This is a genomic window from Acidimicrobiia bacterium (assembly GCA_040881685.1).
Taxonomy (GTDB): Bacteria; Actinomycetota; Acidimicrobiia; order IMCC26256; family PALSA-555; genus SHVJ01.
In genome coordinates this window covers 20,960-42,485 of the sequence record JBBECS010000036.1, presented here as the reverse complement: position 1 = coordinate 42,485, position 21,526 = coordinate 20,960, and the positions used below count along the sequence as shown (strand labels likewise).

Genomic DNA, 21,526 nt, shown 5'->3' with positions numbered 1-21,526 from the left:
CGTGACGTCAGGCATTTGACCGAACCGGGATGAGGCGCGCTGCGTCGAGGCGCGCCGCGTTCGGCCAGCGAACGCGCGTCGCCCAGCCGAGCTTCTCGAACAGGTGGATGAGCGAGGCGGAGGTGTCGACCTGGAACCGATCGACGCCGTAGCGAGCCATGCTCGGGAACGCGTGGTGGGCGTTGTGGAACGCCTCACCCATCGAGATCAAGGCGAGTGACGGCACGTTGCGGGCGCTGTCGCTACTTCGGAACGGGCGCTTGCCGAACAGGTGACACAGCGAGTTGGTCGCCCACGTGACGTGGTGCCACAGACCGATCCGAAGCACACCGGCCCACAGGAACGCCGCGACGCCGTCGCCAAAGTTGCCGGTGATCGCCCACCCGATCCCGAAGGGGATCGCCAGCGTCGCCACACACAACGGCACGAACAGGCGATCGATCATGACGATGTCGCGGTCGGCCAGCAGGTCGGGGGCGTACCTCTCGCGGTTGGTGGACTCTTGGTCGTAGAACCACCCCATATGGGCATGGATCGCGCCACGGAGACGACCGAACCGCTGCGATGCGGGACGGACCGGCGAGTGCGGGTCACCCTCATGGTCGCTGAACACGTGGTGGCGCCGATGGTCGGCGACCCACCCGACGACCGAGCCCTGGAACGACATCGATCCGAGGACGGCCAGTGCGATCTTCAGGGGCCGGTTGGCCTGGAACGAGCGGTGCGTGAACAGGCGATGGAACCCGACGCTCAGCCCATGCGCGACGAGGACGTAGAAGAACGCGGCGATGAGCACGTTACGGAGGGCGAAGTCGCCATTCACCGTCTGGGCGATGATGATGCCCAACGCGGCGAAGGGCGCCACGATGATGATCGTCGTGACCAGGGCCGGCCAGAAGCTCTTCTTCGGGCTGGGCCCTCCGTCGATTGCCGGCACGTGCGCGACCGACCGACGATCTTCAACGGGGCGCTCGAGCTCGATCTGCATCTCTCAACCTCGCGAGGTGGCGATACTCACACCACCGAGGTCCAGGGCAGTGCAACTCGGATCTCCGCCGCGGATCCGGCGGAAGAACCCAACGGTACCACCGCCTCTGGGCTCTCCAGGCATCATCGGTGCACACAACGCCCTGCTTGAGGACGTGTCGTCTCAGCCGATTCGAGGGTTCAGGCAACCTCGACTGAGGTCACTCGTCGACGAGCCTGGCCGCCTTGTAGCCCGATCGCGGCAGCGACCCTCGCTCCACGAGCTCGATCGTCGCTCGCACGCCGATGCCGTCGACGATGGCCGCCTCACACCGGGCGCGCAGCCCGTCGACATCACCGGTGGACTCTCCGCGCTCGACTCGCACCACGACCGGGACGTTGCTTCCCTCGCTCGGACGGACGACTACGAACTCGAGCGAGGGCGTCGAAACCTCGGTGACCGCGAGGAGCGCTCGCTCGACGTCGGCGACCTGGAAAGACACACCTTGCGCGTGCAGCAGGTGGGCCACCCGGCCGCCCCAGAGGGCGCGCACGGTGGTCTCGCCGCAGGGGCACGGGTCGCGGAGGAGCTTGACCGCTTCCTCGAGGTCATATCGCAGCAATGGGTTGTCGCGGTCGAGGGTGGTGAGCGTGAGGCTCCCCCACTCCCCGTCGGGCACGGGGCGCCCGGTGGACTGATCGATCGCTTCGATGACCGCCCAGTCCTCGTTCACGTGCCCACCCGGGCTCTGATCGCACGGGCTCGACACGAACGCGTAGCACTCCGATCCCCCGCTGGTGAGAGGAGCGTCGGCGCCCGGTCCGGGGTAGTGCGACTGCTCGAGTCCGACATCGTCGAACGGATCCAGCCCGAGCTTGGTTGCGACCTCGCAGAACCGGCCGACGGAGTAGTGACCGAACGGAATGTCGGGACGCATGCGCATCCACGTGCGGATGCCTTGTTCCGCGGCCTCGTCGGTCTCGGGCGGCGGCACCCAGATGGCGAGGAACCCGAAGTACTCGTACGCGCCCTGGAGGAGCAGCCCGCCGCCGTAGAGGTATCCCGGGTGCGCGTGCGTGATGCTCATGCCCGGGCGCCAGCCGTTGCGCCACCAGTGGCGGGCGGCTGACTCGTATTCCACCCAGAGGTCGTGGCTCGTCCAGAGCCGGATCGTCGGGATGCCGGTCGTGCCGGTCGACGTGCCCATCCGCACGCATTGCGAGAGGTCCGTGTAGCGGTAGTCCCCCACGGGCGGCGTGGCCTGCTCGGAGTCGCGCAGCTCCTGCTTGACGGTGACGGGGATGGCGGCGAGATCGTCCACACCGCTGACGTCGCGCGCACCCTTTATATGGGCCACGCTGAGCTTGTGGGCAAAGAACGGAACCGGGCGTTCCAGCGTGCGGGCCACGAGATCCCGCAGCCGCTCGTCTTGCACGGCTCGCCGTTGCGCAGGGTCCATTGTCTGGGCGGGCGGATCCCAGAACGGCTGCACCGGATCGCGCGGTGCAGGAAAGAGGATGCCCTCGCTCACGGCGGCGAGGGTACCGGGCGTCCTTGCGCCATGGGAGCAACGGCGCGAAGCCTCGACCGATCTGGACGGCTGATGGATAGCCTGCCCGACCGTGAAGCTCTGGGACGACGAATGGGAAGCGCTCCGCCCCGCGCTGCGTGAGGAAGCCGACGCATACATCGCTTCGTTCGCGCAGGCGCCCGACGATCCGTCGATGCCGCTCGATGAGTGGGTGACTGCGTGGCGAGCCGCGCACGTGGGACAGACGTTCCCGTCCGACAAAGGGATCGACCGGACGATCCATGGCCCCGCCGGGCCGATGCGTCTCCGCACCTTCGTGCCGGACCAGGTCGACGCGGTGATGCTGCACATCCACGGTGGCGGATGGGTCACTGGCGAGCCAGAGATGACCGATCTCCTGCACGAGATGCTGAGCGCCGAGCTGAACCTCGCCTTCGTGAGCGTCGACTATCGGCTCGCGCCCGAACATCCCTATCCCGCGGCTACGGACGACTGTGAAGCCGCAGCACTGTGGCTGCTCGAGCACGCCGAGAAGGAGTACGGCTCGGCACGCCTGCTCATCGGCGGGGAGTCAGCCGGTGCGCACCTGTCGGCGTGCACGTTGGTCCGTGTGCGGGACAAGCACGACGCGGTCGACCGGTTCGTCGGCGCCAACCTCGTCTTCGGCCAGTACGAACACAGCGGCACCCTGCCGAGTCAATGCGCCGAGCCCGAGCGTCCCGACGTCCTGTCGAACGCCACCCTGCGGAGAATCGAGGAGTGCTTCGTACCGGGAATGTCGAGCGATCAGCGGCGCGCTCCCGACATCTCTCCGCTATACGCCGACCTGCGGAACCTCCCGCCCGCACTGTTCACGGTAGGGACCGACGACCACTTCATCGACGACAACCTCTTCATGGCCGCACGCTGGGAGCTCGCCGCCAACACGACCAAGCTCCTCGTGTACCCCGAGTCACCGCATGCCTGCATCGGCATGCCGACGGTCGGCGCGCACTGGTTCCCAAGGCTCCAAGACTTCCTCCGCGAGTGCATCAAGGGATGAGCGAACCGGCTCGTCGCATCCGTCCCGGGTGGTTGCTCCGCAAGGTCGCCAACTCGATGGTGCGCTGGTCGGGTGCCGTTCCGACGCTTTCGGTGGTGGGCCGGCGCAGCGGCAAGCCCCAGCTGCTCCCGGTGAACGTCCTCGAGCTGGGTGGAGAGCGCTACTTGATGTCTGCCCGGGGCGAGTCGGAATGGGTGCAGAACCTGCGCGCGGCTGGCGGTGGCGAGATCCGTCGGCGACGGAAGCGGCAACGCTTCACGGCGACCGAAGTTCCTGCGGCGGAACGCCCGCCGATCATCGCCGCGTACCGCGCCAAGTGGGACGGTGAGGTGAAGCGCTTCTTCGAGCAGCTCCCAGACCCGGCGCAGCACCCGGTGTTCAAGATCACCGATGCCAGCTGATTCAGGGTCCCGCTTTCCGGACGACGTCACCGACGCGGACCACACCACCGGCGATCACCTTGGTGTTGATGCCCCGAAGGTTCAGGTCGCGACCCACGGGTGAGTTGACGAACCGCAGCGCGTCCTTCCCGAATCGGGCCTGGAACTTTGCGCACCCCGTGTGCGGCGTCGCGCTTACCTCGACGACCGCGTCACCGATCGCGAGACGGCTTCCGGGCGGGAGGTTCTCGACACCGAGATCGAAGTCGACGTAGAGCTGGTCGCCCGCGAGCGGCCACAGCTGGCGATCGCCGGCGATGAGCGCGGCGGCTCGTGCGTTCATCAGCGTGACCTGGGCTTCGGGATCCGCGGACCCGTCCTCCCGTCGGCGATTGCCCCGCGGGAGCCAGTTGTCACCGACCAACCCTGCGCGGGCGTCGAGCGTCGCCTCGTCGAGAACTGCCCGCTCTTCCACGTCAGGTCGAGCGACGATCAGCTCGACGCGTCCGTCGTCCTTCGCCGCCAGACGCACCTCGGCGATGCCCGCCTCGAGCGTGTCGGCGTCGCGGTGATCCACGGCATCACCATGCCTCATCGGTGCCGGCCCCACCCAACCGTTTCTCTATGCTCGATGTCGAAGGAGGCTCGATGCTGGTCGACGGCTTCAACCACGTTGCGATCCTCACGCACGACACGGATCGGCTCCACGCCTTCTATGAGGAGGTGTTCGGCGCCGTGGTCGAGCGCGACGGCCCGGAAGACCCTGCCGTGCCGTCGGGCGTCCGCATGTCGACCGTCCACGTCGGTCCGCACTCGGCGTTCAACGTGTTCCAGGTCGAGGGCAACGCCGAAGCCGAGCGACAGGTCCCGATGTTCGAGCGGGGGCGCATCGACCATCTAGCCTTGCACGCGGAGTCGATCGAGGCGTTCGAGACGATCCGCGAGCGGCTGATCGCGCGAGGCGCGGCCGATGAGTTCGTCACCGACTTCGGCTCGATCCTGAGCGTCTTCTTCCGCGATCCGGATGGTCTCGAGTGCGAGATCTGCGTGACCAACCCCGACGCGAAGCCCGGCGTCTCCAACCCGCCCGGCACACCGGCGGCGCGCTACTCGTAACAGTCCCATTGTCGTCAACGCGGGTGTTGACGCTCGGGAAGGCCCGTGGGAACATCGGTTGGTGCGGCTGCAGGGCAAGGTCGCCATCGTCACCGGCGCGGGGCGTGGCATCGGCAAGGCCTACGCGACCCGGCTCCTCGACGAGGGCGCTCACGTGGTGATCGCCGACCTCAACAAGGAGGACGGTGAGGCGACCCTCGAGGAGCTCTCGAGCCGTGGCGAAGCCATCTTCGTGCCCACCGACGTGGCCGACGAGGAGTCGGCGGCGGCGTGCGTGCGCCAGAGCGTCGAGCGCTTCGGCACCGTGGACGTGCTGCTCAACAACGCGGCCCTCTTCGGCGATCTCGACAAGACCGACCACAGCCTCGCCTACCTGAAGAAGGTGTTCGACGTGAACCTGCACGGCGCGTGGCTCATGACGCGCGCCGCCGCGGTCCCGATGGTCGAGCAAGCCCGCGGCCGCGTGATCATGCAGGCGTCGGACGCGGCGTACATCTACGCGCCCGACCGGTTCGAAGCACCCGTGTATGAAGGTCTCAACTCCTTCGGGTACAACCAGACGAAGTGGGGCATCGTCGGGCTCACGAAGTTCCTCGCGGTGCAGCTCGGCCAGTACGGGATCACCGTGAACTGCATTTCCCCCGGCCCCGTACTCACCGACGCGATGAAGGCCGACCTCGAGCCGGCGCGCATCGAAGAGCTACGGCGCAAGGCGGCGTTGCACCGCACCTTGGAGCCCGAAGACCTCACCGGCGCGGCGGTGTTCTTTGCCAGTGACGACGCGTCGATGATCACCGGCCAGGTGCTCTGCGTCGATGCCGGCCTCTGCATGCCAGCATGAGCACCGACGCACCGACGCGCCCGCTCCCCGCGCTCACGCCCGAGACCGAGTTCTTCTGGACATCCGGTGTCGACGGGCGGTTGCGCTTCCTGCGTTGTGGCGACTGCTACTCGTACGTGCACCCGCCGGCGCCGGTGTGTCCGCAGTGCGCATCGCGCTCCGTCGCACCAGAACCAGTGACCGGCCGCGGCACGGTCGCGACTTTCACGGTGAACCATCAGGACTGGGGCTTGATGGACCCGCCGTACGTGATCGCGATCGTCGAGCTCGTCGAGCAGCCGGGGCTCCGGCTGACCACGAACCTCGTGAACGTCGAGGCGGGCGCGGTCGCCGGCGGCATGGCTGTCCAGGTCTGCTTCGAGCAAGTGGACGACGTGTGGTTCCCACTCTTCGAGCCGGCCACATGAGCGCGCGTCCGCGGGTCGGGTACCCCGGCCCGCAGCGAGCGGGGCCGGAGCGGCCCCGCGCAGGCGGCGGCTCCGCCGACCGCCGGAGCACCGAGTCGTCGCTTGCGACGACGATCCATGGAGGCGCGAAGCGCCGAGAGCGGAAGCGATGACTGAGATCCTCGAGCGGCGTTCGGCAATCACGGGTCTGGGCCAGTCCGCGATTGGCCGGAACCTCGAGCGGACGAACCTCGACCTCACGCTCGAAGCGGTGCTCGCCGCGATCGAGGACGCCGGCCTCGCCCGCGCCGACATCGACGGTCTGGCCACGTTCCCCGGCGGCGCCCTCAATGCTCGTGACGCGGGCCGGTACGCGAGCGCCGGCGTGCGCGATGTGCAAGATGCGCTCCGCCTCGAGCTGGGATGGAGCCACGGCGGCGCCGAGGGTCCGGCGCCGTTGGGCGCCGTGGTCGCCGCGTGCCTAGCGATCGCATCCGGGCTGGCGCGCCACGTCGTCGTCTGGAGGACGGTCACCGAGTCGAGTCAGCAGGGCTCGGGGTCTCGCGCCGAGGTAGCGCATGCGGCTGGTCTCGGCAACGCGCGAGTCGACGGGTACCGGCAATGGTCGATCCCGTTCGGTGCTGGTTCGAGCGCCAACCTGCTCGCGCTCTACACCCAGGCTCACTTCGACCGGTACGGCACCACCCGCGAGCAGCTTGCGCAGATCGCACTGACCGACCGAGCCAACGCGGCAGACAACCCAAGGGCAGTGTTCCGCGAGCCGCTCTCGCTGGACGAGTACCTCGGCGCTCGCATGATCAGTACGCCGCTGTGCTTGTTCGACTGCGACCTGCCGGTCGACGGTGCAACGGCAGTCGTCGTCTCGCACGTCGATGCGGCGCCCGACGCGCGCCGCCCGGCGGCTCACGTGCACGCCGTGGGCACTGCGATGCGCGGTCGCCCGTCGTGGGACCAGTTCGATGACCTCACCACGATGGCGGCGCGCGACGCGGCCGCGCACCTGTGGTCTCGCTCCGACCTGACGACGGCGGACGTCGACCTCGCCCAGCTCTACGACGGCTTCAGCTTTCTGGCGCTGGCCTGGCTCGAGGCGCTCGGCTTCTGCGAACCAGGCACCGGCGGCGAGTTCGTCGAAGGTGGCAAGCGCATCGCACGCGACGGTGATGTCCCGCTGAACACCTGCGGCGGTCAGCTCTCGGCCGGCCGACTCCACGGCTTCGGCCTTCTGCACGAGGCCTGCCTCCAGCTCCGCGGTGACAGCGGTGATCGCCAGCTCGACGCGCCGCAGACTGCCGTGGTCGCCAACGGTGGCGGGCCGGTGGCCGGGTGCATGCTGCTCACGAGAGGCACGCCCTGATGGAGATGCAGTGGAGGCGTGGCCGGAGGCCGGGACGCCGTAACGGAATCGACCCGAACTGATGGAGCACCAGTACCGGCTCATCTCGGCTGACAGCCACGTGCTCGAGCCACCCGACCTCTACACCTCACGGGTACCGGCGAAGTTGCGCGACCGAGCGCCGCGCATGGAGCGGTTCGCCGAGGGCGACGCGTGGGTCATCGAAGGGGTCGAGGATCCGATCAACTTCGGGCTCAACGCCTCAGCTGGCATGGATCCCGACGCGATGCGGCCATGGATCAAGTGGGAGGACGTGCGGGAGGGCGCGCACAACCCGGCCGGGCGACTCGCGGAGCAGGACCGTGACTTCGTCGACGCCGAGATCCTTTACCCCACCCCCCGTCTCTCGTGGGCCATTGCCGCCAACGAAGACGCCGAGTACCACCTCGCGATGGTGCGCGCGTACAACGACTGGCTCGCCGAGTACTGCGGTCACGCGCCCAACCGCCTATGCGGGCTCGCGATGATCCCGAACAGCGGCGTGGCCGACGCCGTCGGCGAGCTCGAACGGGCCGTCGTCAACCCCGGGATCGTCGGGGGGCTCCTCAGCCGATACCCGCATGGGGGACTCGACATCGAGCCCGAAGACGACGCGCTGTGGAGCCTTGCGGTCGACGCCGGCGTCCCGCTGTCCATCCACGTCACGCTCGTGGCCGGCATGCCCACGTCACACAAGACGAAGCTGCCGGGCGACGTGCGCTTTTACGACGTGCCGCAGCGCATCCTCCAGCTCATCTTCTCCGGCGTGCTCGACCGCTTCCCCGAGCTCCAAGTGGTACTCGCGGAAGTGGATTGCGGCTGGATCCCGTACTTCAAGGAGCAGATCGACGACCGCTACCACCGGCTGGGCCGAGGCTCGGGCCTCAAGCTCACGATGCCGCCGAGTGAGTACATGGACCGCAACTTCTCGTACACGTACATCACGGATCATTTCGCGGTGCGCAACCGGGCCGACATCGGGCCCGACCGGATGATGTGGTCGAGCGACTACCCGCACGTGGGCGCGGACTGGCCGAACTCCTGGCGCACGATCAACGCCGACTTCTCGGGTGTGCCCGAGGACGAGCGCGACCTGATCCTGGCCGGGAACGCCCGCCACCTGTATCGCCTCGGCGAGTCGCGATGAGCGCGGCGCCACCGCGGATCCGCTCCGCGCTGTTCGTCCCCGGACATCGACGCGACTTCCGCGAGCGAGCGGTTGCATCGGGCGCAGACGCGGTCATCCTCGACCTCGAGGACTCCGTGCCCGCGACCGAGCGTGGTGACGCCCGCGCCGTCGTGGCGGAGTGGCTCGGTGCCGGTGATGCAGCGCCCGCCGTCTGCGTCCGCATCAACGCGCTCTCCGAGAGCTGCCTCGATGCCGATCTCGACGCCATCGTGCAGCAGGGTCTCGTCGCCGTGATGGTGCCCAAAGTGACCGAGCCCGCCGAGGTGCAGCGCGTGGCCAAAGGTCTCGACAAGCGCGAACGTCGGGCCGGACTCCCCAGCGGCTCGGTGCGCGTGTGGCCAAGCGTGGAGAATGCGGCGGCCGCTCGCCGCGCCTTCGACCTGGCGTCGTCGTCTCCCCGGGTGGCGTACATGGGTGGAGCCGCGGCGCTGAACGGTGACTTGGCCCATGCGCTCGGCTTCGGCTGGACGCCACCGCTGTTCCTGGAGACGCTGTACCTGCGTTCGGAGATCCTCGTCGACATGCGGGCGGCTGGTGTCCCCAACCCGATGACCGGCGTCGTGACCAACCTTCGAGAGCTCGACGAGGTCGAGGCGTTCGCCCGGCAATCACGAGCCATCGGCTACGAAGGGATGATGGTCATCCACCCATCACACGTTGAGATCGTCAACGAAGTGTTCGGCGCAACGCCCGACGATGTGGCGGCAGCCAAGCGTCTCCTCGAGGCGTGGGACGGCGCGGCGCGGGACGGCATGGGCGCCCTCGATCACGAGGGCCAGATGGTCGACGCGGCGATGGTGCGCGTCGCCCGCGACCTCCTGACTCGCCACGCGCACTCCGCGCCGACCGAGCGAGCGCCCGCGGGCGGGGTATCCCCGACCGCAGCGAGCGAGGCAATGCAGGAGGACACATGAGCGAGGCGCTCGACGACCTGCGCGTCATCGACGTGGGTCACGTGCTCGCCGGGCCGTTCGCCGCCACGCTCCTCGGCGACCTGGGCGCCGACGTGATCAAGATCGAGCCGCCGGAGGGCGACGGGCTGCGCCGGCTCGGACCGCGGAAGGACGACCGCCCTCTGTGGTGGACGGTGGCCGGCCGGAACAAGCGCTGCATCACTCTCGACTTGCGCACGCCAGAGGGTCAGGAGCTGTTGATGCGCCTGGCGCGCGACGCCGACGTGCTCGTCGAGAACTTCCGTCCAGGAACGATGGAGCGCTGGAACATCGGGTGGGAGCGGCTGCACGCCGAGAACCCGCGCCTGATCATGCTCCGCATCAGCGGCTACGGGCAGCAGAGCGCCGCGTCGAACCCCAAGCCGATGTTCGGACGCCCATCCGAGGCATTGAGTGGTGCGCTGCACCTGTCTGGCTTTCCCCAGGGACCGCCGAATCACATCGGCTTCTCGCTCGGCGACACGTCTACGGCGCTGATGGGTGCATACGGCGTGCTGGCCGCGCTCCACGACCGCGAACGCACGGGCACCGGGCAGATCGTCGACCTGGCCTTGTTCGAGACGCTGTTCCGCATGATCGAGTGGCACATCCCCACGTACGACCAGCTCGGCGTCGTCACCGAGCGCGCCGGGAACCGCTTCCCGCTCGGCTTGATGGTTGGCAACGTCTACCAGTCGGCCGACGGCAAATGGCTCTCGATGTCAGCGGCAGCCGAGACCGTCATCCGTCGGATGCTGTTGCTCGTGGGCGGCGGGCAGCTCGCCGATGATCCACGGTTCGCCACACCCGTGTCGCGCAACGTGCCCGAGAACATGCAAGCCCTACTCGACGCGGTCGGCGAGTGGATCGCGGCACGCTCGGCACAGGAAGTGCTCGACGCGTTCGAGGAGGCCGGCGCAGTGATCGCCATGGCCCACGACGCCGCCGACATTGTCGACTCCCCCGCCTACAAGGACCGCGACGCGATCATCACCGTCGACGACCCGTATCTCGGCCCGGTCAAGATGCCGAACGCGGTACCGCGCCTGTCTGCATCGCCGGGCTCCGTGCGTTGGACCGGGCCCGACATCGGCGCGCACAACGAAGAGATCTACTGCGGCCTGCTTGGCGTCACCGCTGAGGATCTTGAGAAGCTCAGGGAGTCCGGCGTCGTCTGAAACCGACGTTCGGGGCTACGAGATGATGACGGGAGTGCCGAGCGGGAGGTAGTCGATCAGCGCGAGCACGATGTCGTTCGCCACGTGCGGGCAACCGTTCGAGGCGTCGGCTCCGATGCTCGACGGCTGGTTCGTGCCGTGGATCGCGATCCGTCCGTCACCGGTGCCGAACTGGTAGAAGACGTCGGAGTGACCGGAGAGGCCGAAGGCGAACGGCCCGTACGGGTGGTTCATCGAGCCCGTCGGGAAGTGATCGCGCACGAAGAACTGGCCCGACGGTGTGGGGGTCGTTGGCCGCCCGATCCCCACCGCGGTCGTCAGGAGAACCGCGTCGTCGCTCATGCGAACGACCTTCAGCTCGTGAGCGGCGAGCGAGATCTCGACGCGGTGGGCCGGCACCGACCTGCTCACATCCTGCGCGCGCACCCATCCGGTGGACCCGTTGGGTCGGGTAGGCAGCAGCACCTGGATCCAGTCTCCGTACTGCTGAACTCCCAAGAGCACGAGCGGGGATCCGAGCTCGTTGAACGCGGGCAGACCTTGGCTTGGGACCGGAGCTCCGGCCGCCGGGTAGATGTCGAGGCCAGCCCCGACGGGCGGGGTGACGATGACCCGGGGATCGGCGGGCTCGACCGGCTGGACGGGCTGGGCTGGCGCCGTTGGCTCCACGCGGGTGTTGGCGACCGGCTGCTGGGCCACGTCGCGGCGGAAGGTCGTGGCTGCCTCCGCGGTGACGCTGAAGACCACGCCCGCCACGAGGCCGACAGGCACCAAGATCGAGAGGACCAGCCGGAGGGCCGACAGTCGACGGGGCGAGCGCATGCCCACCCCTTCGACCACTCAGAGTGCTGGTTTGAGGGCCAATCTGCCCACTTTAAGTGGGATTGGGGAATTGGCCGGGGCAGGGGCTCCCCGCTCGGGCCCCAACGCTGTCCCCGCTCACCCGCCGAGGAGGTCGGGGCGGCGGCGGGAGACGATCGCGAACGCCACGATCACCCTGGTGAAGACGGCGCCGCCGATCATCCGGTCCAGCGCGTCGCCCGACTGGCCCACGACCCGGGCATGTTCCGGGTTCTCGGGGTCGTACTCGATGCGGATGCCTTGACGGTCGGCCCGCGGGTGGTCGTGCTCGAAGTCGCCGTCGTACGAAACGTTCGTCATGTCTTCGTGGGGTCATCGCCTCGCGGCTTGAACCGAATGGTCAGCGTGCTCGTCGGGCCGTCCTCCCCGCCGGTGTTCACCGTCACGTGCACGACCTCAGCCGGCACCTCGGCGCCACGCTCGTCAAGCTTGCCGGCGCTCTCGTAGTCGGCGATCCCAGTACCCAGCATGACGAGCGCAACCGGGATGAGAACGACGATGGCGCTCCAGGTCGCGAACCGCGCCCACCGCTTCGGGATGTTCATCTGGACAGCATGCCCGCGCCCCTCTACTTTCATCGACCACGGCGTTGATCGCGAGGGGGGATCGATGAGCGACGTCGAGAAGGTCACCGAGCATTTCGACCATCACGACGTCGCGTTCATGCAGGACCCGCTGGACGCGTACGCGGTCTTGCGTGAGCAGTGCCCGGTGGCGCGCAGCGACCAACACGGCGGCTTCTGGATCATCACCACCTACGACGACCTGCACGAGGTCTACTTCGACACCGACCACTTCTCGTCGTTTGTCGTGACGATCCCGAACAGCGGACATGGCGAGCGTCGATTCCCGCTCACGATGTCTGACCCTCCGGATCACTCGTTCTACCGCCAGATCGTGCAGCCGTACTTCACGCAGCAGAAGATGACCGAGTACGAGCCCGAGATCCGCAAACGCGTGAGTGTGCTGATCGACGCATTCATCGAGACAGGTGAAGCGGACCTGTTCTGGGACTTCGCCCGCAAGCTTCCGGCGAGCGTCATCGCCGACATCATGGGGACGCCGTACGACGACGGAGTGAAGTTTGAGGACTGGGCGCACCGGATCACGCAGGCGACAGCCACTGAGCCCGAGAGCGCGGCCCTGGCCTACGAAGAGATGAACGAGTACTTCATGGCACTCCTCGCCCAGCGCGAGCACGAGCCACGCGACGACCTGATCACGCTGCTCGTGCAGGCCACTGTTGACGACCGCCCGCTCACCGACGAGGAGCGGGTGATGTTTTGCATCCTCATCATGATGGCGGGGTTCGACACGACGTCGTCGTTTATCGCCAGCATGCTCTGGTGGTTGGCCGAACACCCCGATCAGCGGGCGCGTCTGGTGTCCGACCGATCGCTCATTCCCGCAGCAGTGGACGAGCTGTTGCGTTGCTTCCCTCCCGGGTCGCCGGCACGCGTCATGAAGAAGGACACCGAGCTGCGCGGACAGCAGTTGCGCGAGGGCGATCCGGTTCTGCTGCTCACTGCGTCGGCCAACCGGGACGACACGATCTTCGAGGATTCCGATGAGGTGATCTTCGAGCGCAAGCCGAACAAGCACCTCGGTTTCGGCATGGGTATCCACCGGTGCCTCGGGATGCACCTGGCGCGACTCGAGTCGGAGGTCGCGGTCCAGGAGATCTTGCGCCGACTCCCCGACTACGAGCTCGTGCCCGGCACCACCATCGAGTGGTCGCACGGGCAGATCTGGGGTCCGCGCAACCTCCCGGTCACGTTCACCCCGCGCAGCTAACGCTCGTAGTGGCGGATCTCGATCAGGTGGTTGTTCGGGTCGTTGACGTAGAGGGTTGTCCCCAAGCCGTGGGCGCCGGTCTCGTCGCCGGGGTCGTGCATGTTGTCGGCGGCGTGCGGATCGTCGCCGTACGCGAGTCCGGCGTCCTTGATCCGCTGGAAGGTGTCTCCGAACTCGGCGGCTGACATCGAGAACGCGAGGTGCTGCCCGCCTTCGGTTCCCCAGGGCGCGACGAGGAGCACGAAGTCGGGCGTGACCCGTACGACCGTGAACGGACCGTCCTCGCCGTCACGCTCGAGACCGAGGATGCCGGTGTAGAAGGCGAGGCTTTCGTCGAGGACGTTGACCGCGAGGACCAAGTGGTCGAGCTGCACGGTCATCGCGGGTTCCCGCCTCCCTCGACGATGGCCGCCGCACTGCGGAACAGGCTCGGGACCATCTGCTCCAGCCTGGCATGCGCCGGGTTCGTGCTCTCCCCTGTCGCATATCGGGCGTACGCGCCTTCGAGCACGCACCCCAGCTTGAACAGCGCGAGCACCTCGTACCAACCGAGGTGCTCGAGCTCCCGGCTGGTCACGCGGGCGTAGCGCTCGGCGAGCTCGGCGCGGGTGGGGAACCCAACCTCGTGCGTGACGCGCATCTCGGAGAGGCCGCGAATCGGCTCTTCGCCTGACTCGTCCCAAAGCGCGAGCAGCCACCCGAGGTCGACGAGCGGATCACCGATCGTGGACTGCTCCCAGTCGACGATTGCGGCAATGCGCGCCGGCCCGCCGTGATGGAACATCACGTTGCCGAAGTGCACGTCTCCGTGGAGGATCCCGGGCTCGCCCATCACGGGTGTGTGCTCCCGCAGCCACGTGGAAACGCCGTCGACGGCGGGAAGGTCTCGGTTGCGGGCACGTTCAAGCTGGCCGAGCCAACGGTCGACCTGTCGATCGAGATATCCGTCGGGGCGGCCGAACTCCTCGAGGCCACGGCCACGCCAGTCCACCTGGGAGAGGTCGGCGAGGGCGTCCACGAGCGTGGTCCCCATGCCGTGGCGCTCACCAACGTCGGCATCGAACGGCGGCGGTAAGGGGATGCGCGCCGGGAAGCCGTCCACGCGCTCCATGAGATAGAAGGGCGCGCCGATCACCTCGACGTCGTTGCACATCGCATGCGGTTTCGGGTGCGGCACGGGCGTGCCCTCCAGCGCCGAGAGCACGAGGAACTCACGACCCATCGTCGTGGGCGGAGCGGGTGAGTTCGGTGACGGCCGACGGAGCACCCACTCGGCCCCACCGCGCCGTACGACGAACACCTCGTTCGACGCCCCGGTGGTGATTCGCTCCACGTCGAGCGGCTCCCCATCCCCAGTGTCCAGGAGCTGCTCGTCCAGCCACGCCGCGAGCCGGAGCGGGTCGACGAGCTCGCCTGTCATTCCGCCCTACTAGAGATCGCTGGTCGCTTCATCGAGGAGGGCTGCGAACTTCTGCCGGGCAGCCTGGCGTCTCGTGGGTATGTGCTCACGGGGCCAGAGGCCGTCGTGGGGCTTGTAGCCCTTGAGCACACGCCGAGCGACCGTGACGCGGTGGACCTCGTCGGGGCCATCGACGACGCGCGCGACACGCGCGTGTCGATACATGGTCTCGAGCGGCAGGTCGTTCGACATGCCGAGCGAGCCATGGATCTGCATGGCCCGATCAATGACGTCGTGGAGCACCTTCGCTCCGAAGAACTTGATGGCGGCGATCTCGGTGCGAGCCTTCGAGGTGCCGCGCTGATCGATCGTCCACGCGGCGTGCAGGGTCATGAGGCGAGCGGCCTGCATCTCCGCGTAGGAGTCGGCGATCCAGTTCTGGATCGTCTGCTTCTCCGACAGCACGCTGCCGTGCGTGACCCGGGTGAGTGCCCGCTCGCAGAGCATGTCGAACGCGCGACGGCCTTGACCGAGCCAGCGCATGCAGTGATGGATGCGGCCGGGCCCAAGTCGCTTCTGCGCGATCACAAACGCGCCACCCTCATCGCCGAGCAGATGGTCAGCGGGAACCCGCACGTTGTCGTAGATGACCTCGGCGTGGTGTGCCTCGCCGAGGCCGAGCACACCCACCTCGCGTACGACGTTGACGCCCGGCGCGTCGGCCGGCACCACGAACATCGACATTCGAGAGATCGGCGGCTGCTCGGGGTCGGTCACACACATGACGATGATGATGTCGGCCTTGGCCGCGCGCGACGAGAACCACTTGTGGCCGTTGATCACCCACTCGTCGCCGTCGCGCACCGCGCGTGTGGTGAGGAGCGTGGGGTCGGAGCCGGCACCGGGCTCGGTCATCGAGTAACAGGAGCGCAGACTCCCGTCGAGCAGCGGCCAGAGCCAGCGGTCCTTCTGCTCATCAGTGCCCGCGATGGCGAGGATCTCGGCATTGCCCGAGTCGGGCGCCTGGCTGCCGAAGATCGGCGGGGCCAGGATCAGCGAACGGCCGATGGTCTCGTTCATCAGCGCGAGCTTCATCTGTCCGAAGCCCTGCCCGCCGAGCTCGGGGTCGAGGTGGCACGCCCACAGGCCGGCGTCCTTCACCTGCTGCTTGAGCGGCGCGGTCGCGCGCAGGAGCTGGTCTGGCGTGAGGTCAAGCGTCTCGAGCGGATAGACCTCGTCCTCCATGAACCGTTCGATCCAGTCGAGCTTCTCCTGGAATTCGGGTTCGGTCGAGAAGTCCCACATCTCTGCGTGCCTCAGCTCGGCTTGACGGTGCACGAGCCAGAGGCGGGCGTCGGCGCCGCAGGTACCCTGCGGCGCAGCCAGCCGTGGCCCGAACGGCCCGACCCGAAGGGCCGAGAGTGGGAAATAGGTTGTCCGCCGTGACAGGGGTGTCGTTCGGCCTGATCCTCCCCATCGGCCGGCGCATGGAGCTGCGAGACATCCCCCTGCCCGAGACCAAGTGGCTGGCGACCATTGCGGCCGCGCAGCGCGCCGAAGAGATGGGCTACGACTCGGTGTGGGTGTACGACCACCTCCACAACGTGCCCGAGCCTGCGCACGAGACCGTGTTCGAGTCGTGGGCCGCGCTCGGTGCGCTCTCGCAACACACCAACCGTGTGCGACTCGGGCACATGGTCGCCTGCAACCTCGTCCGTCACCCCGCGCTCGTCGCCAAGATGGCGGCGACGCTCGACGTGATCAGCGGTGGCCGCCTTGACTTCGGTCTCGGTGCCGGGTGGGACGAGCGCGAGCTGCGGGCGTATGGCTACGACTTCCCCACCGCCCGCGAGCGCCTCGACCGGCTGGCCGAGGCTGTCGACGTCGTCCGGGCGATGTGGACGGAGGCCGACGCCACGTACGACGGCGCCTACTACCGAGTGGCCAGCGCGCAGTGCGACCCCAAGCCGCTCCAACAGCCCCACCCGCCGATCTGGATCGGCGGCGCCGGCGAGCGCCGCACGCTGCGCATCGTCGCCGAACGGGCTGACTGCTCCAACTTCGGTGGGACCCCCGAGGAGTTCGCCCACAAGTGCGAGGTGCTCGCCCGGCACTGTCGTGACGTCGGGCGCGACCCCGAGACCATCGTCAAGTCGTGGCAGCACGACGCGCTGGTGAGGGAGTCGACGGCCGCGATCGAAGAGGCGGGCTCGCTCGACATCTGGGGCGGCGCGCCCGACGACTGGCGCGACGCCAACCTCGTCGGCACGCCCGAACAGGTCTGCGACCGGATCCAGCGGTACGTCGACGCCGGGTGCCGAGCGATCGTGATCTGGCCGTCGGATTACCCGTCGCACGAGACGCTGACGTTGTTCGCGCAACAGGTCATTCCCGAGTTTCGCTAGAGGTTGTAGAGGCGGGCGGCGTTGCCGCCGATCATGAGGCGGGTCTCGTCGAGTGGCAGGCCGTCGAAGTGCGTGTGGATGACGTCCTGCGAGTGCGGCCAGGTGCTGTCGGGGTGCGGGTAGTCGGTCGCCCACATCATGTTCTCGACGCCGATGAGCTCGCGGAGCTCCATGCCGAGCTCGTCCTCCTCGAACGTGGCGGCCATCTGGCGGTGCCAGTAGACGCTCGGCTTCTCCTTCAACATGTCGAAGTGGTCCCAGCCGTGCTTGGTCATCATGCGGTCAAGGCGCGCCAGCCAGTACGGGAGCCAACCGAGGCCGGCCTCGACCATCACAACCTTGAGCCTCGGGAACCGCTCGAGGATGCCGGCGACGATCCAGAAACCGATCGACTCGGCCATGAAGATGTTGGGCAGCGCGTGCATCACGCCCCGCATCGGCGTGGGGTCGGCGGCGCGCAACGTGGCGAGGTACGCGTTGCTCGCCACGTGCTGGCTCACCGGCATGCCCACCTCGGAAAGCACCGACCACAGCGGGTCGTAGGTCTCGTCCCAATAGCCGGGAAACCCGAGGTCCATCGGGTACAGCGGCAGGTGCGCGGCGCGGGCACCCTCGTTGGCGACACGCTGCACCTCCTTCACCGCCTCGTCGATGTCGGCGATCGGGATGATGTACACGGGAAGCAGGCGCTCGGGATCGACCGAGGCGAAGTCGATGGCCGCCGAGTTGAACGCTTGGAAGCCGGCGAGCCAACCACCATTGGGCATCTCGTAGAACGCGGCACCCGCCCACGAATCCGTGTACAGGATCTCGGCGTCGACCTGGTCGGTGTCCATATCGACGAGGCGTGCGTGCGGGTCGAACGCGCCGGGGCGGCCGGCCGACTCCCAGCGGTGCTGCTCTTCGTCGTCGTCGAGCCCGAGCTGGTCGGACTCGATCATCTTCTCGGCCTCATCACCGACGAACTTGCGCAGTGCAGCGAGCTTGCCGGCGCGGTACGCGTCGTGGTGCTTCGCGGGAAGGTGCTCGAGGACCGCGGCGTCACGGATCGTCACATGCGAGTCGGCTGAGATGATCCGTTCCTTCTGCACGGGTCGACTCCGCTCCGGCCTCCCGGCCGTCCGGCCAGGACTCCGCTTCGTCTCCTTCGCCATGGACCAATCCCCCGATGTGGCCGAAGCATTGCCGTGTCGCGAGGCCCGCTGGTATCGTCAACGCCAGTGTTGACGATCATAGCGGTCGCCTGATGGCCGACGTCCGGGCCGAGCGGCGGGGCGAGGTCGCCTGGTTGGTGCTCGATCACCCCGAGCGTCTCAATGCGTACGACCGGATGATGGGCGACGAGCTGCGCCGACTGGTCGACGCGTCGACCGATGCCGGTGTGATCGTGATCACCGGCTCGGGTCGAGGATTCTGCGCCGGTGGCTACCTCGCCGAGCTGGCCGACCCCGAACCCGATGAGCTCCGCAAGCTCTTCCGCTGCTCGCTCGAGCTGTTCGAGGCCATCCGCTCGAGCCCGCGCCCGGTGATCGCGGCCGTCAACGGCGTCGCCGCGGGCGGTGGCAACGAGCTCGTGGTCTCCTGCGACCTCGCGATCGCAGCCGAGAGCGCCACGTTCGGTCAGACCGGGCCCCGCGTCGGCAGCTCCCCCGTCTTCGGCGGTGCCAACTTCCTCACGCACTCCGTGGGTGAGAAGCGTGCGAAGGAGATCGCGTTCCTGTGCCGGCGATACAGCGCCCACGAAGCCAAGGACCTTGGTCTCATCAACGCGGTGGTGCCCGATGACCAGCTTGAGGCCGAGGTCCTGAAGTGGGCCGAGGAGCTGCTGGCGTTGAGCCCCCGGTACCTCGAGATCACCAAGGTGTCGTCCAACACGCTCTGGAACCAGCACCGCGACGCGTACATGCACGGGATGGCGCTGCTCACGCAGGCGATCGGCTCGTACGACATGATCGAGGGCGCACGGGCCTTCGTGGAGAAGCGCTCCCCCCGCTTCGAGGGGCGCGACGGTGTCCAGGGGGACGGAAAGGGACGCGATGGCGGAGACGAAGCGGAGCCCTGGCCGGACGGCCGGGAGGGCACAGCGGAGTCGACCCAGCAAGGCGGACGAGCCGACGACACCGTCGGGGATCCCGCTCCGACCCGTCTACGGACCTGACGACCTCCCGGCCGACCACGGCGCTCGCGCCGCGCCGCCCGGTGAAGCGCCGTTCGTTCGGGGCGCATACCTGCAGATGTACCGCGGGAAGCCGTGGCGCATCTTTCAGCTCAGCGGATACGGCAGCCCTGAAGAACTGAACCAACGGTTGCGGTTCCTGCTCGAGCAGGGCGAGACCGGTTTCATCATGAAGCGGGACCGGGTCACGAACGACCACCTCTACGACCCCGACCATCCCGAGGTCGACGCCCGGCGCGAAGACGTCGGGCAGACCGGCTCGGTCCTCCTGAGCGCGCGCGACGTGCAGGTAGCGATCGACGGGCTTCCGATCGAGCAGACGTACGCCCACCCGGGCGCCGGCGTGGTGCAGGCCGCACCGTGGTGCCTCGGGTCGTACTGGGTGGCGGCGAAGCGGCGGGGCGTCGACTTCACGAAGCTCGCCGGGACCGGCCAGAGCGACTTCTTCCTCACCTACGTGGGTTGTCTCACCAAGGACCAGATCCCGCCACGCGAGGGGTTGCGCCTCAACCGCGATCTCATCGAGTTCTGCACCGAGCGCATGCCCCGATGGGTACCGGTGTCGGTCGCGGGTTACAACGGTGCTGACTCGGGGCTCGTCGCGCACGAGGAGCTCGGGGCGGTGATGGCCAACGCGGTCGAGTACCTCGACGCGGTGCGCGATCGCGGGCTGGTCATCGACGGGTTCGCCCGCGGGATCGGCGGCGTGAGCTTCCGTACGTCAATGGCGTTCTTCGAGGACATCGCCAAGCTCCGCGCGGCTCGCAAGATGTGGCACGACCTGCTCTCGCAGCGGTACGGCGTGACCGATGAGAAGGCACTTGCGCTGCGCATCCACGTGGTGACCGCGGGGTCGGCGATGACCTACCAGCAGCCGCTGAACAACCTCGTTCGCGGCACGTTGATGGCGCTCGCGGCTGGTCTCGGCGGCGTGCAGTCGCTCGGCGTTTCGGGCTACGACGAGGCGATCTCCATCCCCTCGGACCACGCGCACCAGATGTCGATCCGCATCCAGCAGATCCTCCAGGAGGAGTGCGGCGGGCTGGTGGACGTGGCTGACCCGCTGGGTGGGTCGTACTTCGTGGAGTCGCTCACCGAGGCGCTGGAGACGCGCGCCTGGGAGTTCTTCGAGGAGGTCCAGGCGCGGGGCGGCTTCATCGAGTCGATCGACGATGGCTGGCTACTCCAGCGCGCCGCCGACAACCAGATAGCAGAGAGCATGCGTTCCGGCTCGATCGTGGGCGTGGACATCCACACCGACGACGCGACGCCCTGGGAGATCGACGGGTTCGCTGGTGGCTCCGACGCATGGGACCGAGGGATGGATCGGGTCGCCGGCGTGCGGCGCGAGCGTCACGAGGCGGCGGCCGGCGACGCGCTGCGTGCGCTCGAGGCGGCTTGTCGAGCCGACGACAACGTGATCCCGTTGATGCTCGACGCGCTCGACGCGGATGTGACCATCGGCGAGGTGGGCGCGGTGTACCGCGAGGCGTTCGGGAGCTGGAAGGTTCCGGTTCAGCTGTGACCGCGGCGCCGGGTGGCTCGAGCCGTCCGGCTCGGGTGCTGCTCGCCAAGACGAGCCTCGACGGTCATTGGCGAGGCGTGATGGTCGTGGCTCGGATCCTCCGCGACGTCGGGTTCGAAGTGGTGAACGTAGGCATGGCCACGGCCGATCAGATCGCAGCCGCGGCGCGCGACGAGGACGTCCAGCTGGTGGGCCTCAACGTGGGCGGGCGGGTTGAGGTAGTGGAGCGCGTCCTCGACCGGGTGCGCGAGGTCGCGGGCGATGTACCGGTGTTCGCAGGCGGCACGGTGCCGCCCTGGGCGGCGAAGCGACTCGCCGAGCGAGGCGTTGACGTGTTCCCACCCGGCTCGTCGAACGAGGACATCATCGCGACGGCGCGCCGATTGGTCGGCGCGCCGTCGACGTGAT

General features: G+C 68.0%; 23 protein-coding genes and 1 pseudogene. 14 read left to right on the top strand and 10 right to left on the bottom strand.

Features of this window, described 5'->3' with window-relative positions; translation table 11 throughout:
- Positions 1–7: 7 nt before the first annotated feature.
- Both WEE69_08515 and WEE69_08510 read right to left on the bottom strand, forming a co-directional pair.
- Positions 8–988 carry an acyl-CoA desaturase gene (locus WEE69_08515; protein MEX1145331.1) on the bottom strand — a complete coding sequence of 327 codons (981 nt, stop codon included), beginning with the start codon at positions 986–988 and terminating at the stop codon, positions 8–10.
- 199 nt (positions 989–1,187) lie between these two features.
- Complete coding sequence (locus tag WEE69_08510) at positions 1,188–2,498, bottom strand: hypothetical protein (protein ID MEX1145330.1); 1,311 nt, start codon at positions 2,496–2,498, stop codon at positions 1,188–1,190.
- Positions 2,499–2,589: 91 nt separating this feature from the next.
- Between WEE69_08510 and WEE69_08505 the strand changes: the two genes are divergently transcribed.
- Both WEE69_08505 and WEE69_08500 read left to right on the top strand, forming a co-directional pair.
- Entirely contained in the window at positions 2,590–3,540 is a 951-nt protein-coding gene (locus tag WEE69_08505) for an alpha/beta hydrolase (GenBank protein ID MEX1145329.1), read from the top strand.
- Entirely contained in the window at positions 3,537–3,941 is a 405-nt protein-coding gene (locus WEE69_08500; GenBank protein ID MEX1145328.1) for a nitroreductase family deazaflavin-dependent oxidoreductase, read from the top strand. The genes WEE69_08505 and WEE69_08500 overlap by 4 nt, the downstream gene beginning before the upstream one ends.
- 1 nt (position 3,942) lies before the next feature.
- Here WEE69_08500 and WEE69_08495 read toward each other — a convergent pair whose 3' ends face one another.
- Positions 3,943–4,497, bottom strand: coding sequence for an MOSC domain-containing protein (locus tag WEE69_08495; protein MEX1145327.1), 555 nt, complete (start codon positions 4,495–4,497; stop codon positions 3,943–3,945).
- Between the two features lie 71 nt (positions 4,498–4,568).
- Between WEE69_08495 and WEE69_08490 the strand changes: the two genes are divergently transcribed.
- From WEE69_08490 to WEE69_08460, 7 genes are all read left to right on the top strand, one after another.
- Positions 4,569–5,036, top strand: a complete 468-nt coding sequence (locus tag WEE69_08490; protein MEX1145326.1) for a VOC family protein — start codon at positions 4,569–4,571, stop codon at positions 5,034–5,036.
- A gap of 61 nt (positions 5,037–5,097) precedes the next feature.
- Positions 5,098–5,877, top strand: coding sequence for an SDR family oxidoreductase (locus tag WEE69_08485; protein ID MEX1145325.1), 780 nt, complete (start codon positions 5,098–5,100; stop codon positions 5,875–5,877).
- A complete protein-coding gene (locus WEE69_08480; protein MEX1145324.1) occupies positions 5,874–6,284 on the top strand; it encodes an OB-fold domain-containing protein in 411 nt (136 codons plus the stop codon). Before WEE69_08485 ends, WEE69_08480 begins: the two co-directional genes overlap by 4 nt.
- 148 nt (positions 6,285–6,432) lie before the next feature.
- Complete coding sequence (locus tag WEE69_08475; GenBank protein ID MEX1145323.1) at positions 6,433–7,641, top strand: thiolase family protein; 1,209 nt, start codon at positions 6,433–6,435, stop codon at positions 7,639–7,641.
- A gap of 61 nt (positions 7,642–7,702) precedes the next feature.
- A complete protein-coding gene (locus tag WEE69_08470) occupies positions 7,703–8,806 on the top strand; it encodes an amidohydrolase family protein (protein MEX1145322.1) in 1,104 nt (367 codons plus the stop codon).
- Positions 8,803–9,762 carry a CoA ester lyase gene (locus tag WEE69_08465; GenBank protein ID MEX1145321.1) on the top strand — a complete coding sequence of 320 codons (960 nt, stop codon included), beginning with the start codon at positions 8,803–8,805 and terminating at the stop codon, positions 9,760–9,762. Before WEE69_08470 ends, WEE69_08465 begins: the two co-directional genes overlap by 4 nt.
- Positions 9,759–10,958, top strand: coding sequence for a CoA transferase (locus WEE69_08460; protein ID MEX1145320.1), 1,200 nt, complete (start codon positions 9,759–9,761; stop codon positions 10,956–10,958). The genes WEE69_08465 and WEE69_08460 overlap by 4 nt, the downstream gene beginning before the upstream one ends.
- A gap of 15 nt (positions 10,959–10,973) precedes the next feature.
- Here WEE69_08460 and WEE69_08455 read toward each other — a convergent pair whose 3' ends face one another.
- The 3 genes from WEE69_08455 to WEE69_08445 all read right to left on the bottom strand — a co-directional run bounded on the left by WEE69_08455 (position 10,974) and on the right by WEE69_08445 (position 12,364).
- On the bottom strand, positions 10,974–11,729 hold the full coding sequence (locus tag WEE69_08455; GenBank protein ID MEX1145319.1) for a L,D-transpeptidase: 756 nt from the start codon (positions 11,727–11,729) through the stop codon (positions 10,974–10,976).
- A 168-nt stretch (positions 11,730–11,897) separates the two neighbouring features.
- Positions 11,898–12,119 (bottom strand): hypothetical protein, encoded by a 222-nt coding sequence (locus WEE69_08450; protein ID MEX1145318.1) that lies wholly within the window; start codon positions 12,117–12,119, stop codon positions 11,898–11,900.
- Positions 12,116–12,364, bottom strand: a complete 249-nt coding sequence (locus WEE69_08445; protein MEX1145317.1) for a hypothetical protein — start codon at positions 12,362–12,364, stop codon at positions 12,116–12,118. Before WEE69_08445 ends, WEE69_08450 begins: the two co-directional genes overlap by 4 nt.
- Positions 12,365–12,428: 64 nt before the next feature.
- Here WEE69_08445 and WEE69_08440 point away from each other — a divergent pair, with 64 nt between their 5' ends.
- Entirely contained in the window at positions 12,429–13,613 is a 1,185-nt protein-coding gene (locus WEE69_08440; protein MEX1145316.1) for a cytochrome P450, read from the top strand.
- Here the strand turns inward: WEE69_08440 and WEE69_08435 are convergent.
- Genes WEE69_08435 through WEE69_08425 form a run of 3 tightly spaced genes read right to left on the bottom strand, consistent with a single transcriptional unit; the run spans position 13,610 to position 16,317 of the window.
- Positions 13,610–13,993, bottom strand: coding sequence for a VOC family protein (locus tag WEE69_08435; protein ID MEX1145315.1), 384 nt, complete (start codon positions 13,991–13,993; stop codon positions 13,610–13,612). The two genes, WEE69_08440 and WEE69_08435, sit on opposite strands and share 4 nt — an antisense overlap.
- Positions 13,990–15,033, bottom strand: coding sequence for a phosphotransferase family protein (locus tag WEE69_08430; GenBank protein ID MEX1145314.1), 1,044 nt, complete (start codon positions 15,031–15,033; stop codon positions 13,990–13,992). Before WEE69_08430 ends, WEE69_08435 begins: the two co-directional genes overlap by 4 nt.
- 9 nt (positions 15,034–15,042) lie before the next feature.
- Positions 15,043–16,317 carry an acyl-CoA dehydrogenase family protein gene (locus WEE69_08425; protein MEX1145313.1) on the bottom strand — a complete coding sequence of 425 codons (1,275 nt, stop codon included), beginning with the start codon at positions 16,315–16,317 and terminating at the stop codon, positions 15,043–15,045.
- Between the two features lie 137 nt (positions 16,318–16,454).
- Here WEE69_08425 and WEE69_08420 point away from each other — a divergent pair, with 137 nt between their 5' ends.
- Positions 16,455–17,417: an LLM class F420-dependent oxidoreductase gene (locus WEE69_08420; protein ID MEX1145312.1), complete on the top strand. Its 963-nt coding sequence runs from the start codon at positions 16,455–16,457 to the stop codon at positions 17,415–17,417.
- On the opposite strand, the gene WEE69_08415 is transcribed toward WEE69_08420, so the two are convergent.
- On the bottom strand, positions 17,414–18,508 hold the full coding sequence (locus WEE69_08415) for an amidohydrolase family protein (protein ID MEX1145311.1): 1,095 nt from the start codon (positions 18,506–18,508) through the stop codon (positions 17,414–17,416). The genes WEE69_08420 and WEE69_08415 overlap by 4 nt on opposite strands.
- Before the next feature lie 155 nt (positions 18,509–18,663).
- Between WEE69_08415 and WEE69_08410 the strand changes: the two are divergent.
- The 3 genes and pseudogenes from WEE69_08410 (at position 18,664) to WEE69_08400 (ending at position 21,525) form a co-directional block, all read left to right on the top strand.
- Positions 18,664–19,413, top strand: a pseudogene (locus tag WEE69_08410) (enoyl-CoA hydratase/isomerase family protein).
- Between the two features lie 40 nt (positions 19,414–19,453).
- Positions 19,454–21,118 (top strand): acyl-CoA mutase large subunit family protein, encoded by a 1,665-nt coding sequence (locus WEE69_08405; GenBank protein ID MEX1145310.1) that lies wholly within the window; start codon positions 19,454–19,456, stop codon positions 21,116–21,118.
- Complete coding sequence (locus WEE69_08400) at positions 21,115–21,525, top strand: cobalamin-dependent protein (GenBank protein MEX1145309.1); 411 nt, start codon at positions 21,115–21,117, stop codon at positions 21,523–21,525. The genes WEE69_08405 and WEE69_08400 overlap by 4 nt, the downstream gene beginning before the upstream one ends.
- Position 21,526: the final 1 nt, after the last annotated feature.